The sequence below is a fragment of the Roseateles sp. Mitsp63 genome, assembly GCF_059491535.1.
The window spans coordinates 5870826-5894540 of sequence record NZ_CP168509.1 but is presented as its reverse complement, the minus strand read 5'-3'; the positions used below and the strand labels follow the sequence as shown (position 1 = coordinate 5894540).

Annotated in this window: 20 protein-coding genes; 15 read left to right on the top strand and 5 right to left on the bottom strand. The window is 70.5% G+C overall.

The genetic code is table 11. The features are described from left to right. Positions 1 to 44: 44 nt before the first annotated feature. The 6 genes from bioA (at position 45) to ACEN96_RS25520 (ending at position 7564) form a co-directional block, all read left to right on the top strand. Complete coding sequence (bioA, locus tag ACEN96_RS25545) at positions 45 to 1376, top strand: adenosylmethionine--8-amino-7-oxononanoate transaminase (protein WP_495585820.1); 1332 nt, start codon at positions 45 to 47, stop codon at positions 1374 to 1376. Beyond that, entirely contained in the window at positions 1366 to 2571 is a 1206-nt protein-coding gene (locus ACEN96_RS25540; protein WP_495585819.1) for an aminotransferase class I/II-fold pyridoxal phosphate-dependent enzyme, read from the top strand. Before bioA ends, ACEN96_RS25540 begins: the two co-directional genes overlap by 11 nt. Continuing rightward, a complete protein-coding gene (bioD, locus tag ACEN96_RS25535) occupies positions 2568 to 3290 on the top strand; it encodes a dethiobiotin synthase (protein WP_495585818.1) in 723 nt (240 codons plus the stop codon). The genes ACEN96_RS25540 and bioD overlap by 4 nt, the downstream gene beginning before the upstream one ends. Positions 3291 to 3292: 2 nt before the next feature. Next, positions 3293 to 4384, top strand: coding sequence for a biotin synthase BioB (bioB, locus tag ACEN96_RS25530; RefSeq protein WP_495585817.1), 1092 nt, complete (start codon positions 3293 to 3295; stop codon positions 4382 to 4384). A gap of 89 nt (positions 4385 to 4473) precedes the next feature. After that, positions 4474 to 6471 carry an acetyl/propionyl/methylcrotonyl-CoA carboxylase subunit alpha gene (locus tag ACEN96_RS25525; RefSeq protein WP_495585816.1) on the top strand — a complete coding sequence of 666 codons (1998 nt, stop codon included), beginning with the start codon at positions 4474 to 4476 and terminating at the stop codon, positions 6469 to 6471. Between the two features lie 181 nt (positions 6472 to 6652). Further along, entirely contained in the window at positions 6653 to 7564 is a 912-nt protein-coding gene (locus ACEN96_RS25520; RefSeq protein ID WP_495585815.1) for a hydroxymethylglutaryl-CoA lyase, read from the top strand. 45 nt (positions 7565 to 7609) lie between these two features. Here ACEN96_RS25520 and ACEN96_RS25515 read toward each other — a convergent pair whose 3' ends face one another. Beyond that, on the bottom strand, positions 7610 to 8056 hold the full coding sequence (locus ACEN96_RS25515) for a VOC family protein (protein ID WP_495585814.1): 447 nt from the start codon (positions 8054 to 8056) through the stop codon (positions 7610 to 7612). 219 nt (positions 8057 to 8275) lie between these two features. On the opposite strand from ACEN96_RS25515, the gene ACEN96_RS25510 reads away from it, so the two are divergent. Both ACEN96_RS25510 and ACEN96_RS25505 read left to right on the top strand, forming a co-directional pair. Further along, complete coding sequence (locus ACEN96_RS25510; protein ID WP_495585813.1) at positions 8276 to 8857, top strand: ComF family protein; 582 nt, start codon at positions 8276 to 8278, stop codon at positions 8855 to 8857. A gap of 14 nt (positions 8858 to 8871) precedes the next feature. Continuing rightward, positions 8872 to 9429, top strand: a complete 558-nt coding sequence (locus tag ACEN96_RS25505) for a hypothetical protein (RefSeq protein ID WP_495585812.1) — start codon at positions 8872 to 8874, stop codon at positions 9427 to 9429. 22 nt (positions 9430 to 9451) lie between these two features. Here ACEN96_RS25505 and ACEN96_RS25500 read toward each other — a convergent pair whose 3' ends face one another. Next, positions 9452 to 9949 (bottom strand): hypothetical protein, encoded by a 498-nt coding sequence (locus ACEN96_RS25500; protein ID WP_495585811.1) that lies wholly within the window; start codon positions 9947 to 9949, stop codon positions 9452 to 9454. 146 nt (positions 9950 to 10095) lie between these two features. Between ACEN96_RS25500 and ACEN96_RS25495 the strand changes: the two genes are divergently transcribed. The 3 genes from ACEN96_RS25495 (at position 10096) to ACEN96_RS25485 (ending at position 12406) form a co-directional block, all read left to right on the top strand. Then, positions 10096 to 11592 (top strand): C25 family cysteine peptidase, encoded by a 1497-nt coding sequence (locus ACEN96_RS25495; RefSeq protein ID WP_495585810.1) that lies wholly within the window; start codon positions 10096 to 10098, stop codon positions 11590 to 11592. Continuing rightward, complete coding sequence (locus ACEN96_RS25490; RefSeq protein ID WP_495585809.1) at positions 11582 to 11896, top strand: hypothetical protein; 315 nt, start codon at positions 11582 to 11584, stop codon at positions 11894 to 11896. Before ACEN96_RS25495 ends, ACEN96_RS25490 begins: the two co-directional genes overlap by 11 nt. Before the next feature lie 204 nt (positions 11897 to 12100). Then, entirely contained in the window at positions 12101 to 12406 is a 306-nt protein-coding gene (locus ACEN96_RS25485) for an ElaB/YgaM/YqjD family protein (RefSeq protein WP_343642018.1), read from the top strand. A 42-nt stretch (positions 12407 to 12448) separates the two neighbouring features. Here the strand turns inward: ACEN96_RS25485 and ACEN96_RS25480 are convergent, their stop codons facing one another. Then, the gene (locus ACEN96_RS25480) at positions 12449 to 14785 is read right to left on the bottom strand and encodes a putative bifunctional diguanylate cyclase/phosphodiesterase (protein WP_495585808.1); all 2337 of its coding nucleotides are present in this window, start codon (positions 14783 to 14785) and stop codon (positions 12449 to 12451) included. A gap of 166 nt (positions 14786 to 14951) precedes the next feature. Between ACEN96_RS25480 and ACEN96_RS25475 the strand changes: the two genes are divergently transcribed. Beyond that, on the top strand, positions 14952 to 15341 hold the full coding sequence (locus tag ACEN96_RS25475; RefSeq protein ID WP_495585807.1) for a phage holin family protein: 390 nt from the start codon (positions 14952 to 14954) through the stop codon (positions 15339 to 15341). Continuing rightward, positions 15341 to 15736: a hypothetical protein gene (locus ACEN96_RS25470; RefSeq protein ID WP_495585806.1), complete on the top strand. Its 396-nt coding sequence runs from the start codon at positions 15341 to 15343 to the stop codon at positions 15734 to 15736. The genes ACEN96_RS25475 and ACEN96_RS25470 overlap by 1 nt, the downstream gene beginning before the upstream one ends. On the opposite strand, the gene ACEN96_RS25465 is transcribed toward ACEN96_RS25470, so the two are convergent. After that, positions 15727 to 18126 carry a YgiQ family radical SAM protein gene (locus tag ACEN96_RS25465; protein WP_495585805.1) on the bottom strand — a complete coding sequence of 800 codons (2400 nt, stop codon included), beginning with the start codon at positions 18124 to 18126 and terminating at the stop codon, positions 15727 to 15729. The genes ACEN96_RS25470 and ACEN96_RS25465 overlap by 10 nt on opposite strands. A gap of 135 nt (positions 18127 to 18261) precedes the next feature. Then, complete coding sequence (locus ACEN96_RS25460; RefSeq protein ID WP_495585804.1) at positions 18262 to 19011, bottom strand: TetR family transcriptional regulator; 750 nt, start codon at positions 19009 to 19011, stop codon at positions 18262 to 18264. A gap of 281 nt (positions 19012 to 19292) precedes the next feature. Between ACEN96_RS25460 and ACEN96_RS25455 the strand changes: the two genes are divergently transcribed. Both ACEN96_RS25455 and ACEN96_RS25450 read left to right on the top strand, forming a co-directional pair. Next, positions 19293 to 20498 carry an efflux RND transporter periplasmic adaptor subunit gene (locus ACEN96_RS25455; protein ID WP_495588687.1) on the top strand — a complete coding sequence of 402 codons (1206 nt, stop codon included), beginning with the start codon at positions 19293 to 19295 and terminating at the stop codon, positions 20496 to 20498. Between the two features lie 29 nt (positions 20499 to 20527). After that, on the top strand, positions 20528 to 23713 hold the full coding sequence (locus ACEN96_RS25450) for an efflux RND transporter permease subunit (protein ID WP_495585803.1): 3186 nt from the start codon (positions 20528 to 20530) through the stop codon (positions 23711 to 23713). Positions 23714 to 23715 lie beyond the last annotated feature (2 nt).

The following is a 23715-nucleotide window of genomic DNA, read 5'->3' as shown; positions in this document are numbered from 1 at the left end:
CTGAACGGCCGCCGCGATGATGTTTCCCGCAAGCAGTAATCCGAATGTCTGAAGCAGTACGACAAGACTGGCAACGCCGCAGCCTCGCGGCGGTCTGGCACCCGTGCACGCAGATGGCGCGCGCGCAGGACGTGCCGCCGCTGCCGATCGCCCGCGGCGAGGGCCCCTGGCTGATCGACCACGAGGGCCGCCGCTATTTCGACGCCAACAGCTCGTGGTGGGTCAACCTGTTCGGCCACGCCGACCCGGTCCTCAACGACGCGATCAAGCGCCAGCTCGACACGCTGCCGCACGTGATGCTGGCCGGCTGCACGCACGAGCCGGCCGTGCGGCTGGCCGAGCGCCTGTCCGCGCGCACCGGCGGCGCGCTGGGCCACCTGTTCTTCGGCAGCGACGGCGCCTCGGCGGTCGAGATCGCGCTCAAGCAGAGCTTCCACAGCTGGCGCAACCGGGGCCGCGCGGACAAGCGCGAGTTCGTCTGCCTGCGCAACGGCTATCACGGCGAGACCATCGGCGCGCTCGCGGTCACCGACGTCGCGATCTTCCGCGACGCCTACGACCCGCTGCTGATGCGCAGCCACATCGTGGCCTCGCCCGACCAGCGCCTGGGCAACGAGGCGCAGGCGCTCGACGAGATGCGCGCGCTGCTCGCCGGCCGGCATGAGCACATCGCCGCCGTCATCGTCGAGCCGCTGGTGCAGGGCGCGGCCGGCATGTCGATGCATGCGCCGTCCTATCTGAAGGCGCTGCGCGCGCTGTGCTCCGAATTCGGCGTGCACCTGATCGCCGACGAGATCGCGGTCGGCTGCGGCCGCACCGGCACCTTCTTCGCGTGGGAGCAGACCGCGCCGGCGTCGAAGGCCGAGTGGCCCGACTTCCTGCTGCTGTCCAAGGGCATCACCGGCGGCACGATGGCGCTGTCGCTGGTGCTGACCACCGACGAGGTCTATGAGGCGTTCTGGTCGCAGGACGTGACGCGCGGCTTCCTGCACTCGCACAGCTACACCGGCAACCCGCTGGCCTGCGCCGCGGCGAACGCGGTGCTGGACCGCTTCGACGCGGGCCAGCTCGAGCGCAACCAGCAGCAGGCCGCGTGGCTGACCGCGGCCTTCGCGCCGCTGGCGGCCGATCCGCGCGTCACGCACCTGCGTCAGCGCGGCATGATCCTGGCCTTCGACATCGATCCGGCGACGACCGTGCCGGTCGAGCGCTTCGCCGAGAAGTTCCATCTCGCCGCGCGCAAGCACGAGCTGCTGATCCGGCCGATCGGACAGACGGTCTACCTGATGCCACCCTACCTGATCGACGAAGCCGCCGCGCGCTTCCTCGCGGCGGCGGTGGCCGCGACGCTCGAGGAGGTGGTCCATGCTGCTTGATCATCTGCAGGCCAAGCTCGACGCGATCCGCGCGCAGGACCTGACGCGCTTCACCCGCATCGCCGAGACCGGCACCGCGCCGCGCCAGACCGTGCGTGGCGCCGACGGTGTCGCACGCGAGCTGACGATGTTCTGCTCGAACGACTACCTGGGCCTGGCCTCGCATCCGGCCGTGGCCGAGGCGCTCGCCGAAGGGGCGCGGATCTACGGCGGCGGCTCCGGCGCGTCGCCGCTGGTCAGCGGCCATTCGCGCGCGCATCACGAGGTCGAGGCGCTGCTGGGCCGCTGGTTCGAGCCGCACATCCCCGGCGCCAAGGCGATCGGCTTCTGCACCGGCTACATGGCCAACCTGGCGGTGGTGACCGCGCTCGGCGACGGCGACGCGGAGATCTTCAGCGAGACGCTGAACCACGCCTCGCTGATCGACGGCACGCGCCTGGCCAAGGCGACGGTGACGCGCTACGGGCATTGCGACGTCGAGGCGCTGCGCGCACTGCTGGCCGCGAGCACGGCGCGCGTCAAACTGATCGTCACGGACGCGGTGTTCAGCATGGATGGCGACATCGCGCCGCTGCCGGCGCTGCTGCGGGCGGCCGAGGATTTCGACGCCTGGCTGATCGTCGACGACGCCCATGGCCTGGGCGTGCTCGGCGCAACCGGCGTCGGCGCGCTCGAGCACTTCCAGCTGCGCAGCGAGCGACTGATCCTGGTCGGCACGCTGGGCAAGGCGGCGGGGCTGGCGGGCGCCTTCGTCGCCGCCCATCCCACCATCGCGGATTACCTGCTGCAGGCCGCGCGCAACTACATCTTCTCGACGGCCTCGCCGCCGGCGGTGGAGCATGCGCTGCTGACCAGCCTCGCGCTGATCCGCGGCGACACCGGCGACCAGCGCCGCGCCGCGCTGCGCGCGCTGCAGGCGCGGCTGCGCTCGGGCATCGCGGCGCTGCTCGACCGGCATCCGGCGCTGACCTGGAAGCTGGCCGACTCGGAGACGGCGATCCAGCCGCTGATCGTCGGCGGCAACGCCGAAGTGATGGCGCTGGCCGCGGCGCTCGAGCGCGAGGGCTTGCGCGTCCCGGGCATCCGCCCGCCGACCGTGCCCAAGGGCGAGGCGCGGCTGCGCATCACGCTGTGCGCGACGCACGCCGAAGCGGATGTCGACCGTCTGTTGGCCGCGCTGGAGGCCTGCGCATGAGCTCGCCGCATCCGCTCCACGGCTTCTTCATCACCGGCACCGACACCGAGATCGGCAAGACCTGCATCACCGCCGGCCTGACCTACGCCTTCGACGCCATCGGCCGCTATACGACGCCGGTCAAGTCGCTGGCCGCCGGCCAGGTCCGGAACGCCGAGGGCGTCTGGATCAACGAGGACGTCGCGCTGCTGCATGCCGCGCAGCGCCAGGGCATGACGATGGACGAGGTCGGCCCGCTGCAGTTCCGCGAGCCCTGCGCCCCGCACATCGCGGCCAGGCTGGAGGGCCGCGCGATCGACCGCGATGCGCTGCTCGCGGCGATCCGGCGCTCGGCGTCCAAGGGCGACCTCGCGCTGATCGAGGGCGTCGGCGGCTTCCGCGTGCCGCTGACCGGCACCTGGGACACGGCCGGCCTGGCCGTCGACCTGGCGATGCCGGTGGTGCTGGTCGTCGGCCTGCGGCTGGGCTGCATCAACCACGCGCTGCTCACGGCCGAGGCCATCCTGGCGCGCGGACTGCGCCTGGCCGGCTGGGTGGCCAACACGGCCGATCCCCATCAACCCCATGTGGCGGACAATCTGGCCGCCTTGCGCGCCGGCCTCGACGAGGCCCTGGGCGCGCCCTGCTGGGGCCACGTGCCCCGGCTCACCGATCCCTCCCCCGCGGCCGTGGCCGCGCACCTGCAGCAGCCGCTGCTGCTGAACGCCTTGAAAGCATGACGATGAAGCAGACCGTCAACCAGATCCAGACGCTGACCCCGACCACCGATGAGCAGCGCCGCAACGCCACCCCCTGGACGGTGAACGAGATCGCCGCGCTGTTCGAGCTCCCGTTCAACGACCTGCTGTTCCGCGCGCAGCAGGTGCATCGCGAGCACTTCGACCCGAACGCGGTGCAGCTCTCGACGCTGCTGTCGATCAAGACCGGCGGCTGCGAGGAGGACTGCAAGTACTGCCCGCAGTCGGCCCACTTCGACACCGGACTGAAGGCCGAGAAGCTGATCCCGCTGGAGGAAGTGATGGAAGCCGCCCGCGCCGCCAAGGCCAATGGCGCGACCCGCTTCTGCATGGGCGCCGCGTGGCGCTCGCCCAAGGAGCGCCACCTGGAGGCCATCGGCGAGATGATCACCGAGGTCAAGGCGCTGGGTCTGGAGACCTGCCTGACGGCCGGCATGCTGGGCGACGGCCAGGCCGAGCAGCTGCGCGAGGCGGGCCTGGACTACTACAACCACAACCTGGACACCTCGCCCGAGTTCTACGGCCAGATCATCACGACCCGCACCTACCAGGACCGCCTGGACACGCTGGAGCGCGTGCGCGGCGTGGGGCTGAAGGTGTGCTCGGGCGGCATCGTCGGCATGGGCGAGACCCGCCGCCAGCGCGCCGGCCTGATCGCGCAGCTGGCCAACCTGGATCCGTATCCGGAGTCGGTGCCCATCAACAACCTGGTGCAGGTCGAGGGCACGCCGCTGGCGGGCACGGCCGCGCTGGATCCGTTCGAGTTCATCCGCACGATCGCGGTGGCCCGCATCACGATGCCGCGCGCGATGGTGCGCCTGTCCGCCGGCCGCGAGGAGATGCCCGAGACCATGCAGTCGCTGTGCTTCCTGGCCGGCGCGAACAGCATGTTCTACGGCGACAAGCTGCTCACGACCAGCAATCCGCAGGCCGAGAAGGACCGCCAGCTGATCGAGCGCCTGGGCATGCACTGCGCGACCGAGGCCGAGCTGAGCGCCGATGCCGACGGCGATCGCGCCGCGGGCTGCGCGCCGGCGGGCGAGGGCGCCGCGGCGTCCTGCGGCCACCGCCACTGATCGCGCCTTTCCGCGCCATTCGAGCGCACCCGGCGCCAGCGGCCACAAGCCGCGCCGCGCCGAGGACCTGACAGCATGAGGAGACACCCGTGTTCAAGAAGATCCTGATCGCCAACCGCGGCGAAATCGCCTGCCGCGTGGCGGCCACCGCCCGGCGCCTGGGCGTCAAGACGGTGGCCGTCTATTCCGATGCCGACGCGAACGCGCGCCACGTGCGCGCCTGCGACGAGGCCGTGCGCATCGGCGGCCCCGCGCCGCGTGACAGCTATCTGCAGTGGCAGCGCATCCTGGAGGCCGCCAAGGCGACGGGCGCGCAGGCCGTCCACCCGGGCTACGGCTTCCTGAGCGAGAACGAGGAGTTCGCGCAGGCCTGCGCGGACGCGGGCCTCGTGTTCATCGGCCCGCCGCCGGCGGCGATCCAGGCGATGGGCTTGAAGGCGGAGTCGAAGCGCCTGATGGAACGGGCCGGCGTGCCGCTGGTGCCGGGCTATCACGGTGCCGACCAGGACCCGGAACTCCTGCGCCGCGAGGCCAGGCGCATCGGCTATCCGGTGCTGATCAAGGCGAGCGCGGGCGGCGGCGGCAAGGGCATGCGCGCGGTGCACGCGGAGGAGGAATTCGAGGCCGCGCTGGCGTCCTGCAAGCGCGAGGCGATCAACAGCTTCGGCGACGACGCGGTGCTGATCGAGCGCTACGTCCAGCGTCCGCGCCACATCGAGATCCAGGTCTTCGGCGACAGCCACGGTGATTGCGTCCATCTGTTCGAGCGCGATTGCTCGGTGCAGCGCCGCCATCAGAAGGTGCTGGAGGAGGCGCCCGCGCCCGGCATGACGGCCGAACGCCGCGCCGAGATGGGCGCCGCCGCGGTCGCGGCCGCGAAGGCGGTCGGCTACCAGGGCGCCGGCACGGTCGAGTTCATCGCGGAGCAGGACGGCCGGTTCTACTTCATGGAAATGAACACGCGGCTGCAGGTCGAGCATCCGGTGACGGAAGCGATCACGGGCCAGGATCTGGTCGAGTGGCAACTGCGCGTGGCCGCCGGCGAGCCGCTGCCGCTGAAGCAGCACGAGCTGCGCATGCACGGGCATGCGATCGAGGCCCGCCTCTGCGCCGAGAACCCGGAAGGCGGCTTCCTGCCGGCGACGGGCCGCCTGTCGGTGGCGCGCTGGCCGGAGCACGCGGCGTTCGAGACCGCGCCGGTGCGGATCGATTCCGGCGTGGGCGAGGGCGATGAGATCAGCCCCTTCTATGACTCGATGATCGCCAAGCTGATCGTCTGGGGCGAGACGCGCGAGCAGGCGCTGGCGCTGCTGGACGCGTCGCTGCGCGACACGCACATCGTGGGGCTGCACACCAACGTCGCGTTCCTGCGGCGCTGCGCGGCGACCGACTCGTTCGCGAAGGCGGACCTGGACACGGCGCTGATCGAGCGCGAGAAGGCGGCGCTGTTCGGCCAGCCGGGACTGGCGCTCGCGGAGGCCGCGGCGGCCGTGGTCGCGCACACGCTGGCGGAAGAGGCGGCGACGGAGTCGGCCGATCCCTGGAGCCGCCGCGACGGCTGGCGCCTGTTCGGCGCGGCGCAGCGGCGCTTCGAGCTGGAGGTCGATGGCGTGCATCACCAGGTGCTGCTGTCGCGACACCATCACGGCAGCCTGTCGTTGAGGCTGCCTGGCGATGCGGGCCGCGAGCCGATCGCGCTGGCGGTGCGTTCGGCCTCGCCGGAGCGGCATGAGCTCCATCTGAACGAGCGGCGCGTCGTGGTGTCGACCTACAAGGTCGGCGAGCAGGTGGCGGTGTTCGGGGCGCATGGATCGGCGCTGGTGACCGAGGTCGACGTCATCGCCCACGCGGGCGAGGGGGGATCGGAAGCCGGCCGGCTCACCGCGCCTATGCCCGGCAAACTGGTGGCCTTCCTGGCGCAGGCGGGCGAGAGCGTCACCAAGGGGCAGCCGCTCGCGGTGATGGAGGCGATGAAGATGGAACACACGATCACCGCGCCGCGCGACGGCGTCGTGGCGGAGTTGCTGTTCGCGGTCGGCGATCAGGTCGGCGACGGCGCCGAGCTGCTGCGGCTGCAGGCAGCCTGAAGACCCCTCTCCCCCACCCTCTCCCCGCGAAGCGGGGCGAGGGAGTAACACCAGCGGCGCGGAGCCCTTGAACTCCCTCTCCCGCAGGGCGGGAGAGGGCAGGGGAGAGGGTGGGAGCGTTGCAAACCTCGGTCGGCGATGCCGCCGATCTTGTCGAATCCGATAGCTGAAGGAATCAGCCATGACCGCATTGCCCACACGAGTCACGCTCGTCGACGTTGGTCCGCGCGACGGCCTGCAGAACGAGAAGGAAAGCGTCGGCACCGCCGACAAGGCCAAGCTGGTGGCGATGCTGCAGGACGCCGGTCTCAAGGAGATCGAGGTCACCAGCTTCGTCTCGCCCAAGTGGGTGCCGCAGATGGCGGACAACACCGCCGTGATGGCCGCCATCGAGCGCCGCCCCGGCGTGCGGCACAGCGTGCTGGTGCCCAACATGAAGGGCCTGGAAGGCGCGCTGCCGACGCGCCCTGATGAGGTGGTCGTCTTCGCCGCCGCATCGGAAGCCTTCTCGCAGAAGAACATCAACTGCTCGATCGCCGAGAGCATCGAGCGCTTCGCCCCGGTCGTGGCCGCGGCCCACGAGGCCGGCATCAAGGTCCGCGGCGCGCTGTCGTGCGCGGTCGGCTGCCCGTACCAGGGCGACGTCTCGGCCGACGAGGTCGAGCGCGTCGTGAAGCTGATGAAGGACATCGGTGTCGATCACCTCGGCGTGGCCGACACCATCGGCGTCGGCACGCCGCGCAAGGTGCAGGCGGCGATGGAGCGGGCGCTCAGGCACTATCCGCTGGTCGAGGTCAGCGGCCATTTCCACGACACCTACGGCCAGGCGCTGACCAACATCTACGCCTGCCTGGAGATGGGCATCCACACCTTCGACGCGAGCGTCGCGGGTCTGGGCGGCTGCCCGTACGCCAAGGGCGCGACCGGCAACGTCGCGACCGAGGACGTGGTGTTCATGCTGAACGGCCTGGGCATCGAGACCGGCATCGATCTGGACAAGCTGGTCGACGCGGGCGCGTTCATCTCGGGCGTGCTGGGCCGCCCGCCGGTCTCGCGCGTCGGCCGCGCGATCCTGGCCAAGCGCAAGGGCTGAGGCGCCTGCCTTGCCCAGGCGGAGCAGGGCGGGGCCTTATCCCACTCAGCCCCTGACCCGCTCCACGAACCACCACAGGTGGCCGTCCAGATCGAGCGCGCCGTAGTTCTTGTCGGCCCAGTACTCGGGCCCGTAGTCCTCGATCTTGGGCTCATGCACGATGCGCGCGCCCGCCTTGCGGGCGTGCTCGCAATGCGCCTGGGCATCGTCGACGTAGATCATCAGGCTCTGCGTGTTCGCACCGCCCACCGCCAGCGGGCTGCGCAGCGGAATGCCGAAGCGCTGCGAGCGCTTCCCCTCGCCACCCTCGCTGACCATGATCAGCGCCTCGCCGTAGACCAGCTGGCTGTGGGCGACCGAGCCGTCCTCGCCATCCACCCGCAGCTGCACCTCGAACCCGAAGGCCTCGCACAGCCACGGGATCGCCTTCGCGGCGCTGTCGTAGAACACGGCGCTGGACAGTCGCGGCCAGCCGGCGGGGGTGGGTTTCATCGCAGCTCCTTGACAGGGCTCAGGCTCGGAACGAGCAAGCCTTCAGCATAGGCGCCGGCCCCGCCCGCCCGCAAGCCTGACTTCCCGTCATCGCTCCAGCCGCCGCGGGCGCCGCGCGATCGCCAGCGCCCGTCCAGCGGCCACGTGACGAGTGCATCTCGAACCGTCCGTTCGCGGCACCTCGACCAAGACGTCTTTCCACCATCGAAAGGCGTGGCGATGAAGGTTTCCCTGCGACAGATCGACGGTCCGTGGACCGCCGGCTACGTGCTGGACAAGCACATGCTCAACAGCGTCTTCCTGGGCGACGACAGCGAGGGCGTTCCCCGCTTCGACAACACCCGCACCGAGGTCGGCGAGGCCGTCTTCCGCCTCAAGTACCGCGGCGAGCGCCAGCAGGCCGAGCCGCTCGCCCGCGCGCTGCAGACGCACGTGATGCCGCGCTTCGGGCCGGTCGGCTTCATCGTGCCGATGCCCGCCTCGCGCGTGCGGCCCTGGCAGCCGGTCGCCGCCGTGGCCCGCGCGCTGGCGCTGCAGATGCGCATCCCCGTCTTCGAACGCCTGCTGCTCAAGACCTCACTGTCGCGGCCATTGAAGGACCTGCCCACGCGCGAAGAGAAAATGCAGGCCCTCGCCGGCACCTTCACGCTGCATGACGAGATCCGCAACCAGGGCCTGTGGAACGCGCTGCTGATCGACGACCTCTACGACAGCGGCGCCACGATGGAAGTGGCCAGCCTGCTGCTGCGCAAGTACCGCAAGGTCAACCACCTGTATGTCGCCGCGCTGACCTGGAAGTAAGGAAGAACGCCTCGATGACCACCGTCTTCATCGCCGGATCGATCGGCCTCAAGCGCCTGGACCGCGAGGTCCTGGACCGCATCGGGCGCGTCGTCCAGCAGGGCTTCGACATCGTCATCGGCGACGCCGAGGGCGTCGACGCCGCCGCGCAGCGCCATCTGCTCGCGATCGGCGCCACGCGCGTCACCGTCTACTGCGCCGGCGACACGCCGCGCCAGAACCTCGGCGGCTGGCCGGTCGGCGCGGTGGCGTCGCCGCATGCGCGCGGCTCGCGCGCCTTCTTCGCCGCGAAGGACCGCCGCATGGCGGAAGTCGCCGACTACGGCCTGATGGTCTGGGATGCGCGCAGCACCGGCACGCTGGCCAACATCCTCGAGATGCTGGCGCGCCGGAAGAAGTCGGCGGTCTTCGTCAACAAGCTCAGGGCGTTCGAGAACATCGGCAATGCCGATCAACTCGAGGCGCTGATCGCGCGGATGTCCGATTCCGCGCGCCGCAGGGCCGAGGAAAAGCTCCAGCTCTCCGACCGCCTGCTCGCGCTGCGGCATGAGCAGCAGCGGATGTTCGGGTGAGGCCGTGCGGGGCCCCGGGCGCTCAGCCGGCCGCCAGCGTCCGCTCGACGCTGTCGCGGAACTTGCCCGCGCGCTCGAGGTCCGACTGCGCCTCGATGCGCTCGCAGCACAGGTCCACCCATTCCATGAAGCGGCTCTCGGTGTCGGCCTGGCGCACCAGGTCGCGCAGCTCGCCTTCGCGGCCGGCGAGCATCCGCGTCACCAGGTCGAGCGCGAAGAACTTCGTCGACACCAGCCGCTTCGCGCGCTCCTGCGCGGCGCGGGCGATGGCGAGGACCTCACGCGCCTCGTCCGCGTCCACGGTCTTGGGGAGCTCGATCAGGCCCTGGTCGGCCAGCTGCTTGAGGCTGTCCTCGCCCAGTCCCAGCCCGCGGCCGAGGCGGCGCAGTTCGTCGGCGTCCCGCTTGCCGTCGACGGTGATCAGCAGGGCGCGCAGCGCGCCCGGCAGCTGCCGCTGCCCCGGCGCCAGCAATTGACGCGCGAGCTCGGTCTTGCGGGGAGGTGTAACGGAAGTTTGCATGGCGGTCCGGATGTTGCGGAGCCGCTGTTCAGACTTGATGACAGTCCGCCATGGCCCTCCCCAATCCGTACGTTGCCGCGCGCCACGCGGCTGCGCACAATCGTCCGCTTCCCGTGAGAGCGGGCATTCACGACAGGGAGGCGTTCATGGACAAGCTGGTGGTCATCCATCGCGGCGCGCTGCGCACGAAGTACGGCGCCGCGGCGCTGAAGAAGATCGACGCCGCCCTCGCGAAGCTGGTGCGGCAGGACAAGAAGCGTGGCATCGACACGACGCTGGTCGCCGTGGACCTCGCCTCCGAGATGAAGCCCTTGCGCGCACCGGCGGTGCCGGCCAGGCCGGATGCGCGCTCGCTGAAGGCGGCGATCGACGCGCTGGCCAAGGCGCGCCAGCCGCACTATGTCGTGCTGCTCGGCGGGCCGGACGTGCTGCCGATGGTCGCGCTGAAGAATCCCGCGCCGTCCGACGGCGACGCCCACGTGCCCAGCGACCTGCCCTATGCCTGCGAGGCCGCCTACAGCACCGACCCGAACCGCTTCCTCGGTCCGACGCGCGTCATCGGCCGGCTCCCGGACCTGCCGGGCGCCAAGAAGCCCGACCTGCTGCTGCAACTGATCAAGGCCGCCGCCGGGCACGAGTCGCGCGACCGCCGCGACTTCGACACCAGCTTCGGTCTTTCGGCCGAGGTCTGGCAGGCCTCGACGCGGCAGAGCCTGGACAACACCTTCGGGCCCGCGAACCCGCTGCACCTGTCGCCGCCGGACGGCCCGGGCTGGACCAAGGCGGAGCTGGCGCCGCGCATGCACTTCATCAATTGCCATGGCGCGGAGCACGACACCTCCTACTACGGCCAGCATGGCGAGGACTTCCCCGAGGCGATGACCTCCGCCGGCGTCAAGGGCCGCGTCACGCCGGGCTCGGTCGTCGCGGCCGAGTGCTGCTACGGCGCCCAGGTCTTCGATCCGTCGCTGGCGGACTCGGGCGAGTGGCCGATCTCGGTGCGCTACCTGGCCGACGGCGCGGCCGCCTTCGTCGGCAGCACGACGATCGCCTACGGGCCCAGCGCCGGCAACGGCTCGGCGGACCTGCTCTGTCAGTTCTTCCTGCAGCGCGTGCTGGCCGGCGCCTCGAGCGGCCGCGCGCTGCTGGAGGCGCGCCAGCAGTTCGCCGGCGCCCGCACGCACCTGGATCCGGTCGACCTGAAGACGCTGGCGCAGTTCTACCTGCTGGGCGATCCGTCGCTGCAGCCGGTCACTTTCGCCGGCCACGCGCTGACGAAGACCAAGGCGTTCAAGCGGGCCTTCGCGGCGGTGCAGGACCGCGGCGTGCGCGGCCTGCGCCGTGAGCGGCTGCAGCGGGAAGGGCGCAATCTGGCCCGCTCGCTGCCGCGGCTGAAGGCCACCGACGCCAAGCCCGCCGCGGCCGTGACCCAGGCCGTGACGCCGATGCTGCGCGAGTCCGGCCTGACGCCAGCCGACTGTCAGCGCACCAGCTACGACATCGTGGGCGCGCCCGACCGGCGTGTCGTCCACGTCTACACCGCGAGCCTGCCGGCGGCCGATGCGACGCTGCGGCCCCTCTCGCTGGTCGCCACCGAGCAGGGCGGCCGGCTGCTCCACGTGAGACGCATGCATGCCCGCTGATCCTCCTGCGCCGGGCGGTCCTGGCGGCCCTGGCGCTTCGGCCCCGTCCGCCGCGCGGCTGCGCGGCCGGGTCGCCTGCGAGCGCCTGTCCACCGGGAGCAAGAGCGACCGTGTCGGCACCCTGCTGGCCCTGCCGGGCGGGCGCCGCGTCCCGCTGCGGCGGGCGGGCGGCAATCCCTTCCGGGATCCGGAGCTGGAGGCGCTGGAGGGTCAGGTCTTGATCGTCGAAGGGGAAGATCGCACCAGCTATTTCCTGGTGCGCCACTACACCGTTTGCGGCGACGATGACGGATCGTCCGGTTGAAGCGCCCGCTGGCGAGGGCCGGGGCGCATCGACGGGCACGCCATGTGCCCGGAAGGCGTTCAAGGTTCGCGTATCGGCAAACCCGCGCGTCGCGGTCGGACACCCAAGGGGTCGACTTGCCGGACGTTGCTCGACAGACGTACAACCGGACTTCGTTCCGCGCCGATGCGCTTTTGATCACCCATCGAAAAAGGAGTACTGCTCATGGCCAAGACCTCTCCCTCCGATCGCCTGCTGTCCGATCTGCACCAGGTGGTGACGGATGCCGAGTCGCTGTTGCGCGCCACCGCCGACCAGACCAGCGCCGGCGCTTCCGAGCTGCGGGCCCGCGTGCAGTCGACGCTGGATCGCGCCAAGACCAGCCTGGGCGATTTCCAGTCCGCCGCGGTCGAGCGCGCCAAGGCCGCCAGCAAGGCGACCGACGACTATGTGCATGACAACCCCTGGCAGTCGATCGGCGTGGCCGCCGGGGTCGGCCTGCTGCTGGGCCTGCTGATCAGCCGCCGCTGAGCGGCTTGGACCGGTCGGAGGCGGCGCCCGCGCCGCCTCCGGTCACCGCGCGCCGCTGGCCGGCGAGGCGCCCGCCGCGCAGGGCGTCGCACAGGGCGCCGGCGACGGAGCCGTGGCGGTGGACGCGGACGTCCAGGACTTGGGCTCACCCAGCCAGCGCTCGAGTTCCTCACCCGGCATCGGCTTGGCGAACAGCCAGCCCTGGCCCTCGTGGCAACCCAGCGCCAGCAGATGCTGGCGCTGCTCCTCGGTCTCGATGCCTTCGGCCACGACCCGCATGCCGAGGCTGCATCCCAGGTTCACCACCATCTGCGCGATCGTCGCGCCGGCGGCGGAGCTCTGCGCCTCGCGCACGAACGCGCGGTCGATCTTGAGCCGCTCGACGTCCAGCCGCCGCAGCTGGCTCAGCGACGAGAAGCCGGTGCCGAAGTCGTCGATCGCGACCGAGGCGCCAGTGCCGCGGATCTCCGCGAGCACGCGCAGCACGGCCGAGACCTCCTCCATCGCCATCGATTCGGTGATCTCCAGCTCCAGCGCGGCGCCGGGCACCTCGGCGTCGGCCAGCGCGCGGCGCACCGTGTCGATGAAGGCCGGATGGCGGAACTGCGCCAGCGAGATGTTCACCGCCACGCGGAAGTCCGCGTAGCCCGAGTCGCGCAATTGGCGCACCTGGTGGCAGGCGGTCCTCAGCACGAATTCGCCGATCGGCACGATCAGGCCGGACTGCTCCGCCAGCGGGATGAACTGGTCCGGCGGCACGAACTTGCCATCGGCGGTGCGCCAGCGCAGCAGCGCCTCGGCGCCGATGACGCGATGCGTGGCCAGCTCCACCTGTGGCTGGTAGACGACGAACAGCCGCCGTTCCTCGAAGCTCGCGCGCAGGCCCTTGAGCAGCTTGAAGCGCTCGCGGGCGTCGACGCCCATCTCCGGCGAGAAGTACTGCGATGCGCCGCGGTTGCCGGCCTTGGCGCGCTTGAGCGCGATCTGAGCGTCGAGCAGCAGCTCCGAGCCCAGCGCGCGCGACTGCGCCAGCCGCACCAGGCCGGTGGTGGCCGAGAGCTGCAGCCGTTCGCCGGCGACGGTGAAGGGATCCTCGAAGACCAGGGCGATGCGCTGGCCGTTGACCATCTCGTCAGGGCCCAGCAGCCCGAACGCGTTCGACGAGATCCGCGCCATCGCGGTGTTCAAGCCCAGGCGCTGCGCCAGCCGCTGCGACACCGCCTGCAGCACCTGGTCGCCGAAGCGGTGGCCGAAGGCGTCGTTGACGTCGGCGAAGTCGTCCAGGTCGATCAGCGCGAGCGTGATGCCCTCGGGCGTCTTGAGGTTGTGCTCGAGCACCTCGATGAAGCGGGTGCGGTTGGGCAGTTGCAGCAGCGGGTCGTTGTAGGCCTGGTCCGTCAGCTGCGTGTAGAGCATGACGTTCTCGAAGCCGACGGCGATGTTGGAGCAGAACGCGCGCAGCAGCTGGCGGTCGAGCTCGTCGAGCTCGCGCGGCACCTCGACCAGCGCCGCCATCGAGCGGCCGCTGGGCAGCCCGAAGTACAGGACGGTGCAGCCGTGCTCGTGCAGGTTGTGGCCGGCGCCCAGGCAGCGGGCCAGCAGGTCGCGCACCTTGCCGACCGGCACGGCGCGCAGCGGCCGGTTGATCAGCGAGCTGTACTGGCCGGCGGCCGCGATGACGCGGGCCTCGCCGGTGGCGTCGTTGTGAGTCTGCACGCAGACCAGGCCCTCGGGCAGCGTGCCCAGCAGCGCGCACAGCTGCGTCACCACGCCTTCGGCGAAGCGGTGCAGGCCATGCTGCCGGCCGAGCTCGGTGCTGGCCTCGACGATCATCTCCAGGCCCTGGCGGTTCGCCTCCAGCGCGCGGATCTGCCGGTAGGAGCGGATCGCGGCCGTCAGCACCGTGTACAGCCGCGTGCGGGTCAGCTCCGACTTGGTCTTGTAGTCGTTGATGTCGTAGGTCTGGACCGTCTCGATCTCCGGCGCGTAGCCCGGCTGTCCGGTGCGCAGCACGATGCGCACGGCGCGCAGGCGCAGTTCCTCGCGGATATGGCGCACCAGCTGCAGGCCGGCGTCGTCGGACTCCATGACCACGTCCAGCAGCACGACGGCGATGTCGGGCTCGTGGCCGAGCAGGGAACGGGCCTCGGCGGCGGACTTGGCGTGGAGGAAGACCAGCGGCTGCCCTTCCACCTGCAGCCCCTGCATGGCGAGTTCGGTGGCCTTGTGGACGTCGCTGTCGTCGTCGACGATCAACACCCGCCAGGGCTGGCGCGGGGACGGGTCGTCCAGCAGCGCATGCTCGGGGTCGTCCAGGAACTGCAGCAGGTCGTCGTCCTCGACGACGGCGGAATGCGGCGTGTGCTGGCGATCAGGCATTGAATGGACCTTGTCAGGCCCGGCCGCGCGCGGCGCGCGAAACCAGGCGTTACCGCACTGTAGCCCAAGGCCTGAGGCCGGAATGGACAAAGAACGCCCTCGTTTCCCCCGATTCAGTGATAGCTTCCGCACTCCGGGGGGACCGGCACAGAGAGGGAAACAGGCGATGGAATCACGCGATCCGGGGCTGACGGAGCGCCTGCGGCGCCTCGCCGAGCGGGCGCTGGAACTGGCCCGGGTGAGGCTGGAATTGCTGGGCGTGGAGCTGCAGGCGGAGCTGCTGCGGCTGTTCGGCGCGCTGACCGCGCTGCTGCTGGCCCTGCTGCTGGGCGTGGCGGCGCTGCTGATGCTGGTCGTCGCGCTGCTGTTGTGGGTGCCCGACGACTGGCGCGCCCCCCTGGGCGCGGGGTTGGGCGCGGCCTTCCTGGCCGGGGCGCTGTTCTCGTGGCAATGGGCCAAGCGGCAGCTGATGACCGGCCGGCCCTTCGCGGCGAGCGTCGCGGAACTGGCGCGGGATCAGCGCGCGATCCGGCCCGATCCGGAGGACCAGCCGTGATGTGGGGCGAGGCCGGGCAGCGGCTGAAGCTGCGCCAGCTCGAACTGCAGCTGCGCAGCGCGGAGTTGCGGATCGGACTGGTGAACGAGCTGCGGGCGCTGGAGCGCCCGATGCAATGGGCCGAGCGCGGTCACGCGCTGTGGCGCCTGGCGGGCAGCCTGCCGCGGTTGTGGCGCACGGTGGCGGCGCTGGCCGCGGCCGGCGGCCTGGCCGGACTGACGCGGGCCTTCCGGCGGCGCGGCCCGGAGGCGGCGGACAGTCCGCCCGGCCGCATCGCGCGGCTGTGGGCCTGGATCAGCCTGGGCTGGAAAGTGTGGCAGTGGGTGAAGCCGGCGGCGGCCGAGGCCCCGGCCCCGAAGGCCGGCCCCGGTCCCGGTCCCGGCGCTCAGCGCTGACCGCGCTTGGCGGCCGGCTTGCCGCGCGGCGCCGGCTTGGCGCCGGTGACACGCGGCGGCAGCCCGGTGTGCTGCGTCAGCACCTGGCCCGAGCGCGGCTTGTTCGGCGCGACCTTCTGGCCGGCCTGCGTCGAGTTCTTGCGCCGCGCCGATTCGTAGCCGCCATCGGTCGCCGGCTGGAAGGTCGGGATCAGGTGATGCTTGCCGTTGCCGATCAGGTCGGCGCGGCCCATCTCCTTGAGCGCCTCGCGCAGCAGCGGCCAGTTGTTGGGGTCGTGGTAGCGCAGGAAGGCCTTGTGCAGGCGCCGGCGGCGCTCGCCCTTGACGATGTCGACCGGCTCGCTGTCGCGCGTGACCTTCTTCAGCGGGTTCTTGCCCGAGTGGTACATCGCCGTGGCCGTCGCCATCGGGCTCGGGTAGAAGGTCTGCACCTGGTCGGCGCGGAAGCCGTTGCGCTTGAGCCAGAGCGCCAGGTTCATCATGTCCTCGTCGGCCGTGCCCGGATGCGCCGCGATGAAGTAGGGGATCAGGAACTGCTTCTTGCCGGCCGCCGCGCTGGCCTGCTCGAACAGCTGCTTGAAGCGGTCATAGGTGCCGATGCCCGGCTTCATCATCTTGGACAGCGGGCCGCCCTCGGTGTGCTCCGGCGCGATCTTCAGGTAGCCGCCGACGTGGTGCGTCACCAGCTCCTGGATGTACTCGGGTGACTCGATCGCCAGGTCGTAGCGCAGGCCCGAGCCGATCAGGATCTTCTTCACCCCGCGCAGCGCCCGCGCGCGGCGGTACAGCTTGATCAGCGGGCCATGGTCGGTGTGCAGGTTCGGGCAGATGCCCGGGTAGACGCAGCTCGGCTTGCGGCAGGCGGCCTCGATCTCGGGGCTCTTGCAGCCGATGTGCCACATGTTGGCCGTCGGGCCGCCCAGGTCCGAGATGATCCCGGTGAAGCCCTTGACCTTGTCGCGGATGTCCTCGATCTCGCGAATGATCGAGTCCTCGCTGCGGCTCTGGATCACGCGGCCCTCGTGCTCGGTGATCGAGCAGAAGGTGCAGCCGCCGAAGCAGCCCCGCATGATGTTCACGCTGAAGCGGATCATTTCCCACGCCGGGATCTTGGTGCCGTGGTCGTGGCTGCCGTTCTCGTCGGCATAGACCGGATGCGGGCTGCGCGCGTAGGGCAGGTCGAAGACGTGGTCCATCTCGACCGTCGTCAGCGGGATGGGGGGCGGATTCAGCCAGACGTCGCGGTCGACGCCGCCCGACGAATGCCGCTGCACCAGCGCGCGGGCGTTGCCCGGGTTGGTCTCCAGGTGCAGCACGCGGTTGGCGTGGGCGTAGAGGACCGGATCGCTCCTGACCTGCTCGTAGGCGGGCAGCCGGATCACGGTGCGGTCGCGCGGCGTCACCAGCGCGCGGCCGTCGCTGCCGTTCCTGGCCAGCGTCTGGCGGACGATCTTGATCGGCTTGATCTCCGGCATGCCGGCCGGCGCGGTCGCGGAGGCGCTGGCGGCGGCGCCGTCCGCGCCAGCGGCCTGCGCCTGCTGCTTCGAGCAGTCCGTGCCCTGGTCGGCGGCCGCTTCCTCGGTCGTCATGTAGGGGCTGAGCAGCGCATCGATCCTGCCGGGCGCGTCGACCTCGGTGGAATCGATCTCGAACCAGCCGTCCAGCGATGCGTCGTCGGGCCGGCGCATGAAGGCGGTGCCGCGCACGTCGGTGATCGATTCGATGGGCTTCTTCTGCGCCAGGCGGTGGGCGATCTCGATGATCGCGCGCTCGGCGTTGCCGTAGACGAGCAGGTCGGCCTTGGAGTCCACCAGGATCGAGCGCCGGACCTTGTCCTGCCAGTAGTCGTAATGCGCGATGCGCCGCAGCGAGGCCTCGATGCCGCCGATGATCACCGGCACGTCCTTGAACGCCTCCTTGCAGCGCTGCGTGTAGACCAGCGTCGCGCGGTCCGGCCGCTTGCCCGCCGCGCCGCCCGGCGTGTAGGCGTCGTCCGAGCGGATCTTCCGGTCGGCCGTGTAGTGGTTGATCATCGAATCCATGTTGCCGGCCGCCACGCCGAAGAACAGGTTCGGCTTGCCCAGGGCCCGGAACGGATCCGCCGAGTTCCAGTCCGGCTGCGCGATGATCCCGACCCGGAATCCCTGCGCCTCCAGCGTGCGCCCGATCACCGCCATGCCGAAGCTGGGGTGGTCCACGTAGGCGTCCCCGCTGACGATGATGATGTCGCAGCTGTCCCAGCCCAGCTGGGTCATTTCCTCGCGGGACATCGGCAGGAAGGGCGCGGGGCCGAAGCGCTTGGCCCAGAACGGGCGGTAGGCGGTCAGCGCCTTCTGGCCGGTCTTCTTCAGATCGGACAGTGGACGGGTGGGCGGAGGAGCGATGGACACGGCGGCGGCTTTGGCGTGGGCAACCCGATATTGTCGCCGCAGCCTGGGGTTCTCCCCAGGGGACCCTGCCCGAATGCAGGGCTTTCCACCGGATTGACGTCCATCCTGAGGATGGACAACCCCTCCAGGACCGGCTCAGGCCTCGTTCGGATCCCGGTCAACGCCCGAGCCGCCGTCGGCGCCGCCGTCCGTGCGGCTGGCCGCGCACACCGGTTGCCCGCCCAGCGCGCCGCGCTCAGCGGCGGTCAGCGGCGGGAAGCGGTTCGGCACCGCCACCGTCAACGAGGAGAGGTAATGCTCCAGCCGCGCCTGTCCGACCTCGATCAGGTCGAAGGCCTCCGGATCCAGCATCCAGTGGTGCAGCAGTCCGCCCACCAGCGCCATCAGGCCGATCGCCGCCTGCTGCGAGTCGACCTCCGCCGGCAGCTGGCCCAGCGCCTTGGCGCGGTCGAAGGCGTCGCGGTTGTGGCTGGTCCATTCGCGGTGCGCGGCCACCTTGCGCTCGCGCACCGAGGCCATCTCGCCGACGAACTCCACCCGCGTGTTGGCGATCTCGAAGGCGCGGCGTGTGCGAGCGTTGAACGCCGCGCAGTGCATGACGTTCATCAGGCGCAGCCGCAGGTCGTCCAATGGCCGGTCCGGTCCCGGGGATACGGAGGCCTCGAAGTCCTCCTCCAGCGGCATGGTGGCGCGTTCCATCATGGCGTTGAAGAGTTGGACCTTGTCCTCGAAGTGCCAGTAGACGGCGCCACGCGTCACGCCTGCCGCCTGCGCGATGTCCTGCAGCGAGGTCCGCGACACGCCGCGCTCATGGAACAGCTGTTCCGCGGCGTCGAGCAGACGGGCGCGGGTCTCCTGGGCTTCTTGTTTGGTGCGGCGGGCCATGGCCGTGATTGTAGAAGCACGGACCGGAAACATACATGCATGAATGTATGTATATACTGCGCAGCTTCGGGTCGATCCGCGGCGGCGTGGTGCGTCGTTGCTCAAGGGCCGGGACTTGCCACAAGATGCCCGTCGCCTTGCGTCGCCCCCCGGTCCGGCCTGTGGTCGCCGAGCCGCACAACTCTGATCTGTACTGCGAGAGGAATCCCATCGTGACGTCTACCCCTCTGACAAAAGCAACGCCGGGGTCGGAGCGCCCGGGCCTGAAGGCCGGCGCGCGCATGCTCTATCTGGTGCCGCTGGTGATCTCGATCGCGGCGGTGCTGACCGCCTGCGGCAAGGACGAGGCCGCCGGCAAGGGCGGCCCGGGCGGTGGCGGCATGCCGCCGCCCAATGTGGGCGTCGTCACGGTGGGCGAGCAGGCGGTGGCGCTGCAGACCGAGCTGCCGGGCCGCGTCGAGGCGCTGCGCACCGCGCAGGTCCGCGCCCGCGTCAACGGGGTGATCCTGAAGCGCCTGTTCACCGAAGGCTCGGAAGTGAAGGCCGGCCAGGCGCTGTTCCTGATCGATCCGGCGCCCTACCAGGCGCAGGTCGACAGCGCCAACGCGACGCTGGCCAAGGCGCAGGCGAACGAGGCGCAGGCCTCGGCCCAGGCCGCGCGCAACAAGCCGCTGGCCGACGCCAAGGCGATCAGCCAGCAGGAATACATCACCTCGGTGGCGACCGCCAAGGCCGCCGCCGCGGACGTCGCCGCCGCCAAGGCCGCCCTCGTGCAGGCCAAGCTGAGCCTGGACTACGCCCATGTCTACGCGCCGATCTCCGGCCGCATCGGCCGCGCGCTGGTCACCGAAGGCGCGCTGGTCGGCGCGGCGGACGCCACGCAGCTGGCGCTGATCCAGCAGGTCAGCAGCGTCTACGTCAACTTCACGCAATCGGCCAACGAGGTGCAGGCGATGCGCCGCGCGCTGGCCGCGGGCCAACTGCGCAGCGCCGGCGCCAATGCCGCGCAGGTCGAGATCCTGGGCGACGACGGCAAGGTCCTGCCGCGCACCGGCAAGCTGCTGTTCACGGACCTGACGGTCGATCCCACCTCGGGCCAGGTCACGCTGCGCGCCGAAGTGGCCAACCCCGACAACGCGCTGCTGCCCGGCCAGTACGTGCGCGTGCGCGTCGCGCAGGCGGAGCTGCCCTCGGCGGTGCTGCTGCCGCAGCAGGCGGTGACGCGCGGCTCGACCGGCGACACCGTGCTGGTGGTCGGCCCCGACAACAAGCCCGCGCCCCGCAAGGTCAAGGTCGGCAACGCGATCGGCAACCAGTGGGTGATCCTGGACGGCCTGAAGAGCGGAGAGAAGGTCATCGCCGACGGCTTCCAGAAGATGTTCGTCCCGGGCGCGCCGGTCAATCCGGTGCCCTTCAACCCGGCGAGCGCCGCCTCCGGGGCGGCCTCGGGCGCGGCCCCGGCGGCTTCCGCCGCGGCGAGCCGCTGAGCGCCTGACGCTCCGGAAGGATCCAAGACATGGCACGTTTCTTCATTGATCGCCCCATCTTCGCGTGGGTGATCGCCCTGTTCATCCTGGTCTTCGGCGGGGTGGCGATCACCCAACTGCCGGTGGCGCAGTACCCGACCGTGGCGCCGCCTTCGCTGGTGATCTCGGTGGCGTATCCGGGCGCGTCGGCCAAGACGCTGGACGAGGCGGTCGTCTCCGTCATCGAGCAGGAGCTCAACGGCGCTCCCGGCCTGGCCTACATGGAATCGATCAGCCAGGCCAACGGCACCGGCTCGATCACCGTGACCTTCGAGTCCGGCACCAACATCGACCTGGCCCAGGTCGAGATCCAGAACCGCCTCTCGCGCGCCACGCCGCGCCTGCCGGCGGCGGTCACGCAGCAGGGCGTGCGCGTGGACAAGTCGCGCTCCAACTTCCTGCTGTTCGTGACGCTGGCGTCCAAGGACGGCTCGATGGACCCGATCGCGCTGGGCGACTACGCCGCCCGCAACATCGTTCCTGAAATCCAGCGCATCCCCGGCGTCGGCCAGGCGCAGCTGTTCGGTTCCGAGCGCGCGATGCGCATCTGGCTCGACCCGGCCAGGATGCAGTCGTACAACCTCAGCCCGGCCGAGGTGAACGCGGCGATCTCGTCGCAGAACGCGCTGGTCCCGGCCGGCGTGCTCGGCGACCGTCCCAACACCACCAGCCAGACCATGTCGGCGACCATCGTCGTCAAGGGCCAGCTGGAGGACAAGGCGCAGTTCGAGAAGATCGTGCTGCGCGCCAACACCGACGGCTCCAAGGTGCTGCTCAAGGACGTCGCCCGCATCGAGCTGGGCGGCCAGAGCTACGCGACCTACACGCGGCTGAGCGGCCAGCCGTCCACCGGCATCGGCGTGCAGCTCTCGCCCACCGGCAACGCGCTGGGCACGGCCACCGCGATCAAGAAGCGGATGGAGGAGCTGAAGAAGTACTTCCCGGCCGGCGTCGACTACACCGTCCCGTACGACTCGTCCAAGTTCGTGAAGATCTCGATCTCGCAGGTCGTCGAGACGCTGATCGAGGCCGTGATCCTGGTGTTCCTGGTGATGTACCTGTTCCTGCAGGACTGGCGCTACACGCTGATCCCGACGCTGGTGGTGCCGGTGGCGCTGCTGGGCACCTTCGGGGTGATGCTGGCGCTGGGCTTCTCGATCAACGTGCTGACGCTGTTCGGCATGGTGCTGGCGATCGGCATCCTGGTCGACGACGCGATCGTCGTCGTCGAGAACGTCGAGCGCATCATGAGCGAGGAGGGCCTGAGCCCGCGCGAGGCGACCAAGAAGGCGATGGGCCAGATCTCCGGCGCCATCATCGGCATCACCACGGTGCTGATCGCGGTGTTCGTGCCGATGGCGTTCTTCTCCGGCTCGGTGGGCAACATCTACCGCCAGTTCTCGCTGGCGATGGTGGCGTCGATGGCGCTGTCGGCGCTGATGGCGCTGTCGCTGACGCCGGCGCTGTGCTCGACGCTGCTCAAGCCGGTCGAGGCCGGCCACCACCACGAGAAGCGCGGCTTCTTCGGCTGGTTCAACCGCGGCTTCTCGCGCACCGCCAAGGGCTACGAGGGCTGGGTGTCCAAGCTGCTCAAGCGCAGCGGCAGCATGATGGTGGCCTTCGCCGCGATCGTGGCCGTGGTGGGCTGGCTGTATCTGCGCATGCCGACCTCGTTCCTGCCGAACGAGGACCAGGGCTATCTGATCGTCAACGTCCAGCTGCCGCCGGGCGCCACGTCCAACCGGACGGAGGCGGCCGTGGCCGCGGTCGAGCAGTTCCTGCACAAGCAGCCGGAAGTGGCCGACACCATCGGCGTCATCGGCTTCTCGTTCTCGGGCCAGGGCCAGAACGCGGCGCTGGTGTTCGTGCCGCTCAAGCCGTGGGAGGAGCGCAAGGGCAGGGACCACACCGCGCAGGCGCTGGCCGGCCGCGTGATGGGCGCGATGATGATGGGCGTGCGCGACGCGTTCATCTTCCCGCTCTCGCCGCCGCCCATCCCCGAGCTCGGCACGGCCACCGGCTTCGCGCTGCGGCTGCAGGACCGCGGCGGCCTCGGCCACGAGGCGCTGCTGCAGGCCCGCAACCAGCTGATGGGCATGGCGCAGAAGAGCAAGCTCATCACCGGCATGCGGCCGGACGGCCTGGAGGACGCGCCGCAGCTGCAGATCGACATCGACCGCGACAAGGCGCAGGCGCTGGGCGTGGGCTACGACACGATCGCGCGCACGCTGGGCATCCAGCTGGGCTCGTCGTACGTGAACGACTTCCCGAGCACCGGCCGCATGCAGCGGGTCGTGGTGCAGGCCGACGCGCCCAAGCGCATGACGCCGGACGACGTGCTGGCGATCAACGTGACCAACGCGCAGGGCGCCAACGTGCCGCTGTCGGCCTTCGCGTCCAGCCGCTGGATCACCGGCCAGATGCAGGCCACCCGCTACAACGGCTATCCGGCGATGCGCCTGGCCGGCGACGCGGCGGCCGGGGCCTCGACGGGCCAGGCGATGAAGGAGCTCGAGTCGATGATCCAGCAGCTCCCGCCGGGCATCGGCTACGAGTGGACGGGCCTGTCGCGCGAGGAGCAGCTGTCGGGCTCGCAGGCCGGCATCCTGCTGGCGTTCTCGCTGCTGGCGGTGTTCCTGTGCCTGGCGGCGCTCTATGAGAGCTGGTCGATCCCGCTGTCGGTGATGCTGGTGGTGCCGCTGGGCCTGCTGGGCGCGCTGCTCGGCGCGACCTTCCGGGAGATGCCCAACGACGTGTACTTCAAGGTCGGCCTGATCACCATCATCGGCCTGTCGGCGAAGAACGCGATCCTGATCATCGAGTTCGCCAAGGACCTGCAGGCGCAGGGCAAGGGGCTGGTGGAGTCGGTGCTGGAGGCGGCGCACCTGCGCTTCCGGCCGATCATCATGACCTCGATGGCCTTCATCCTGGGCGTGACGCCGCTGTTCTTCGCCACCGGCGCGGGCTCGGCGAGCCAGCGCGCGATCGGCACGGGCGTGCTGTCGGGCATGGTGACGGCGACGCTGCTGGCGGTGGTGTTCGTGCCGGTGTTCTTCCTGGTGGTGCGGCGCTTCTTCAAGGGCAGCGAGCGCCAGCGCAAGATGTACGCGCATGAGCTCGACGGGCCCAACGCGGGCAAGGCCATCGAAGCCGCGAAGAACGCGGACGGAGTCTGAGC

Excerpts from the sequence above, each read along its gene's own strand:
- ACEN96_RS25500 (WP_495585811.1), bottom strand. The coding sequence starts at position 9,949 with ATGCAAACTTCCGTTACACCTCCCCGCAAGACCGAGCTCGCGCGTCAA.
- ACEN96_RS25450 (WP_495585803.1), top strand. The coding sequence starts at position 20,528 with ATGGCACGTTTCTTCATTGATCGCCCCATCTTCGCGTGGGTGATCGCC.
- ACEN96_RS25510 (WP_495585813.1), top strand. The coding sequence starts at position 8,276 with ATGAAGGTTTCCCTGCGACAGATCGACGGTCCGTGGACCGCCGGCTAC.
- ACEN96_RS25475 (WP_495585807.1), top strand. The coding sequence starts at position 14,952 with ATGGAATCACGCGATCCGGGGCTGACGGAGCGCCTGCGGCGCCTCGCC.
- bioB (WP_495585817.1), top strand. The coding sequence starts at position 3,293 with ATGAAGCAGACCGTCAACCAGATCCAGACGCTGACCCCGACCACCGAT.
- ACEN96_RS25515 (WP_495585814.1), bottom strand. The coding sequence starts at position 8,056 with ATGAAACCCACCCCCGCCGGCTGGCCGCGACTGTCCAGCGCCGTGTTC.
- ACEN96_RS25485 (WP_343642018.1), top strand. The coding sequence starts at position 12,101 with ATGGCCAAGACCTCTCCCTCCGATCGCCTGCTGTCCGATCTGCACCAG.
- ACEN96_RS25540 (WP_495585819.1), top strand. The coding sequence starts at position 1,366 with ATGCTGCTTGATCATCTGCAGGCCAAGCTCGACGCGATCCGCGCGCAG.
- ACEN96_RS25520 (WP_495585815.1), top strand. The coding sequence starts at position 6,653 with ATGACCGCATTGCCCACACGAGTCACGCTCGTCGACGTTGGTCCGCGC.
- ACEN96_RS25470 (WP_495585806.1), top strand. The coding sequence starts at position 15,341 with ATGTGGGGCGAGGCCGGGCAGCGGCTGAAGCTGCGCCAGCTCGAACTG.
- bioA (WP_495585820.1), top strand. The coding sequence starts at position 45 with ATGTCTGAAGCAGTACGACAAGACTGGCAACGCCGCAGCCTCGCGGCG.
- ACEN96_RS25460 (WP_495585804.1), bottom strand. The coding sequence starts at position 19,011 with ATGGCCCGCCGCACCAAACAAGAAGCCCAGGAGACCCGCGCCCGTCTG.
- ACEN96_RS25490 (WP_495585809.1), top strand. The coding sequence starts at position 11,582 with ATGCCCGCTGATCCTCCTGCGCCGGGCGGTCCTGGCGGCCCTGGCGCT.
- bioD (WP_495585818.1), top strand. The coding sequence starts at position 2,568 with ATGAGCTCGCCGCATCCGCTCCACGGCTTCTTCATCACCGGCACCGAC.
- ACEN96_RS25480 (WP_495585808.1), bottom strand. The coding sequence starts at position 14,785 with ATGCCTGATCGCCAGCACACGCCGCATTCCGCCGTCGTCGAGGACGAC.
- ACEN96_RS25495 (WP_495585810.1), top strand. The coding sequence starts at position 10,096 with ATGGACAAGCTGGTGGTCATCCATCGCGGCGCGCTGCGCACGAAGTAC.
- ACEN96_RS25455 (WP_495588687.1), top strand. The coding sequence starts at position 19,293 with ATGCTCTATCTGGTGCCGCTGGTGATCTCGATCGCGGCGGTGCTGACC.
- ACEN96_RS25505 (WP_495585812.1), top strand. The coding sequence starts at position 8,872 with ATGACCACCGTCTTCATCGCCGGATCGATCGGCCTCAAGCGCCTGGAC.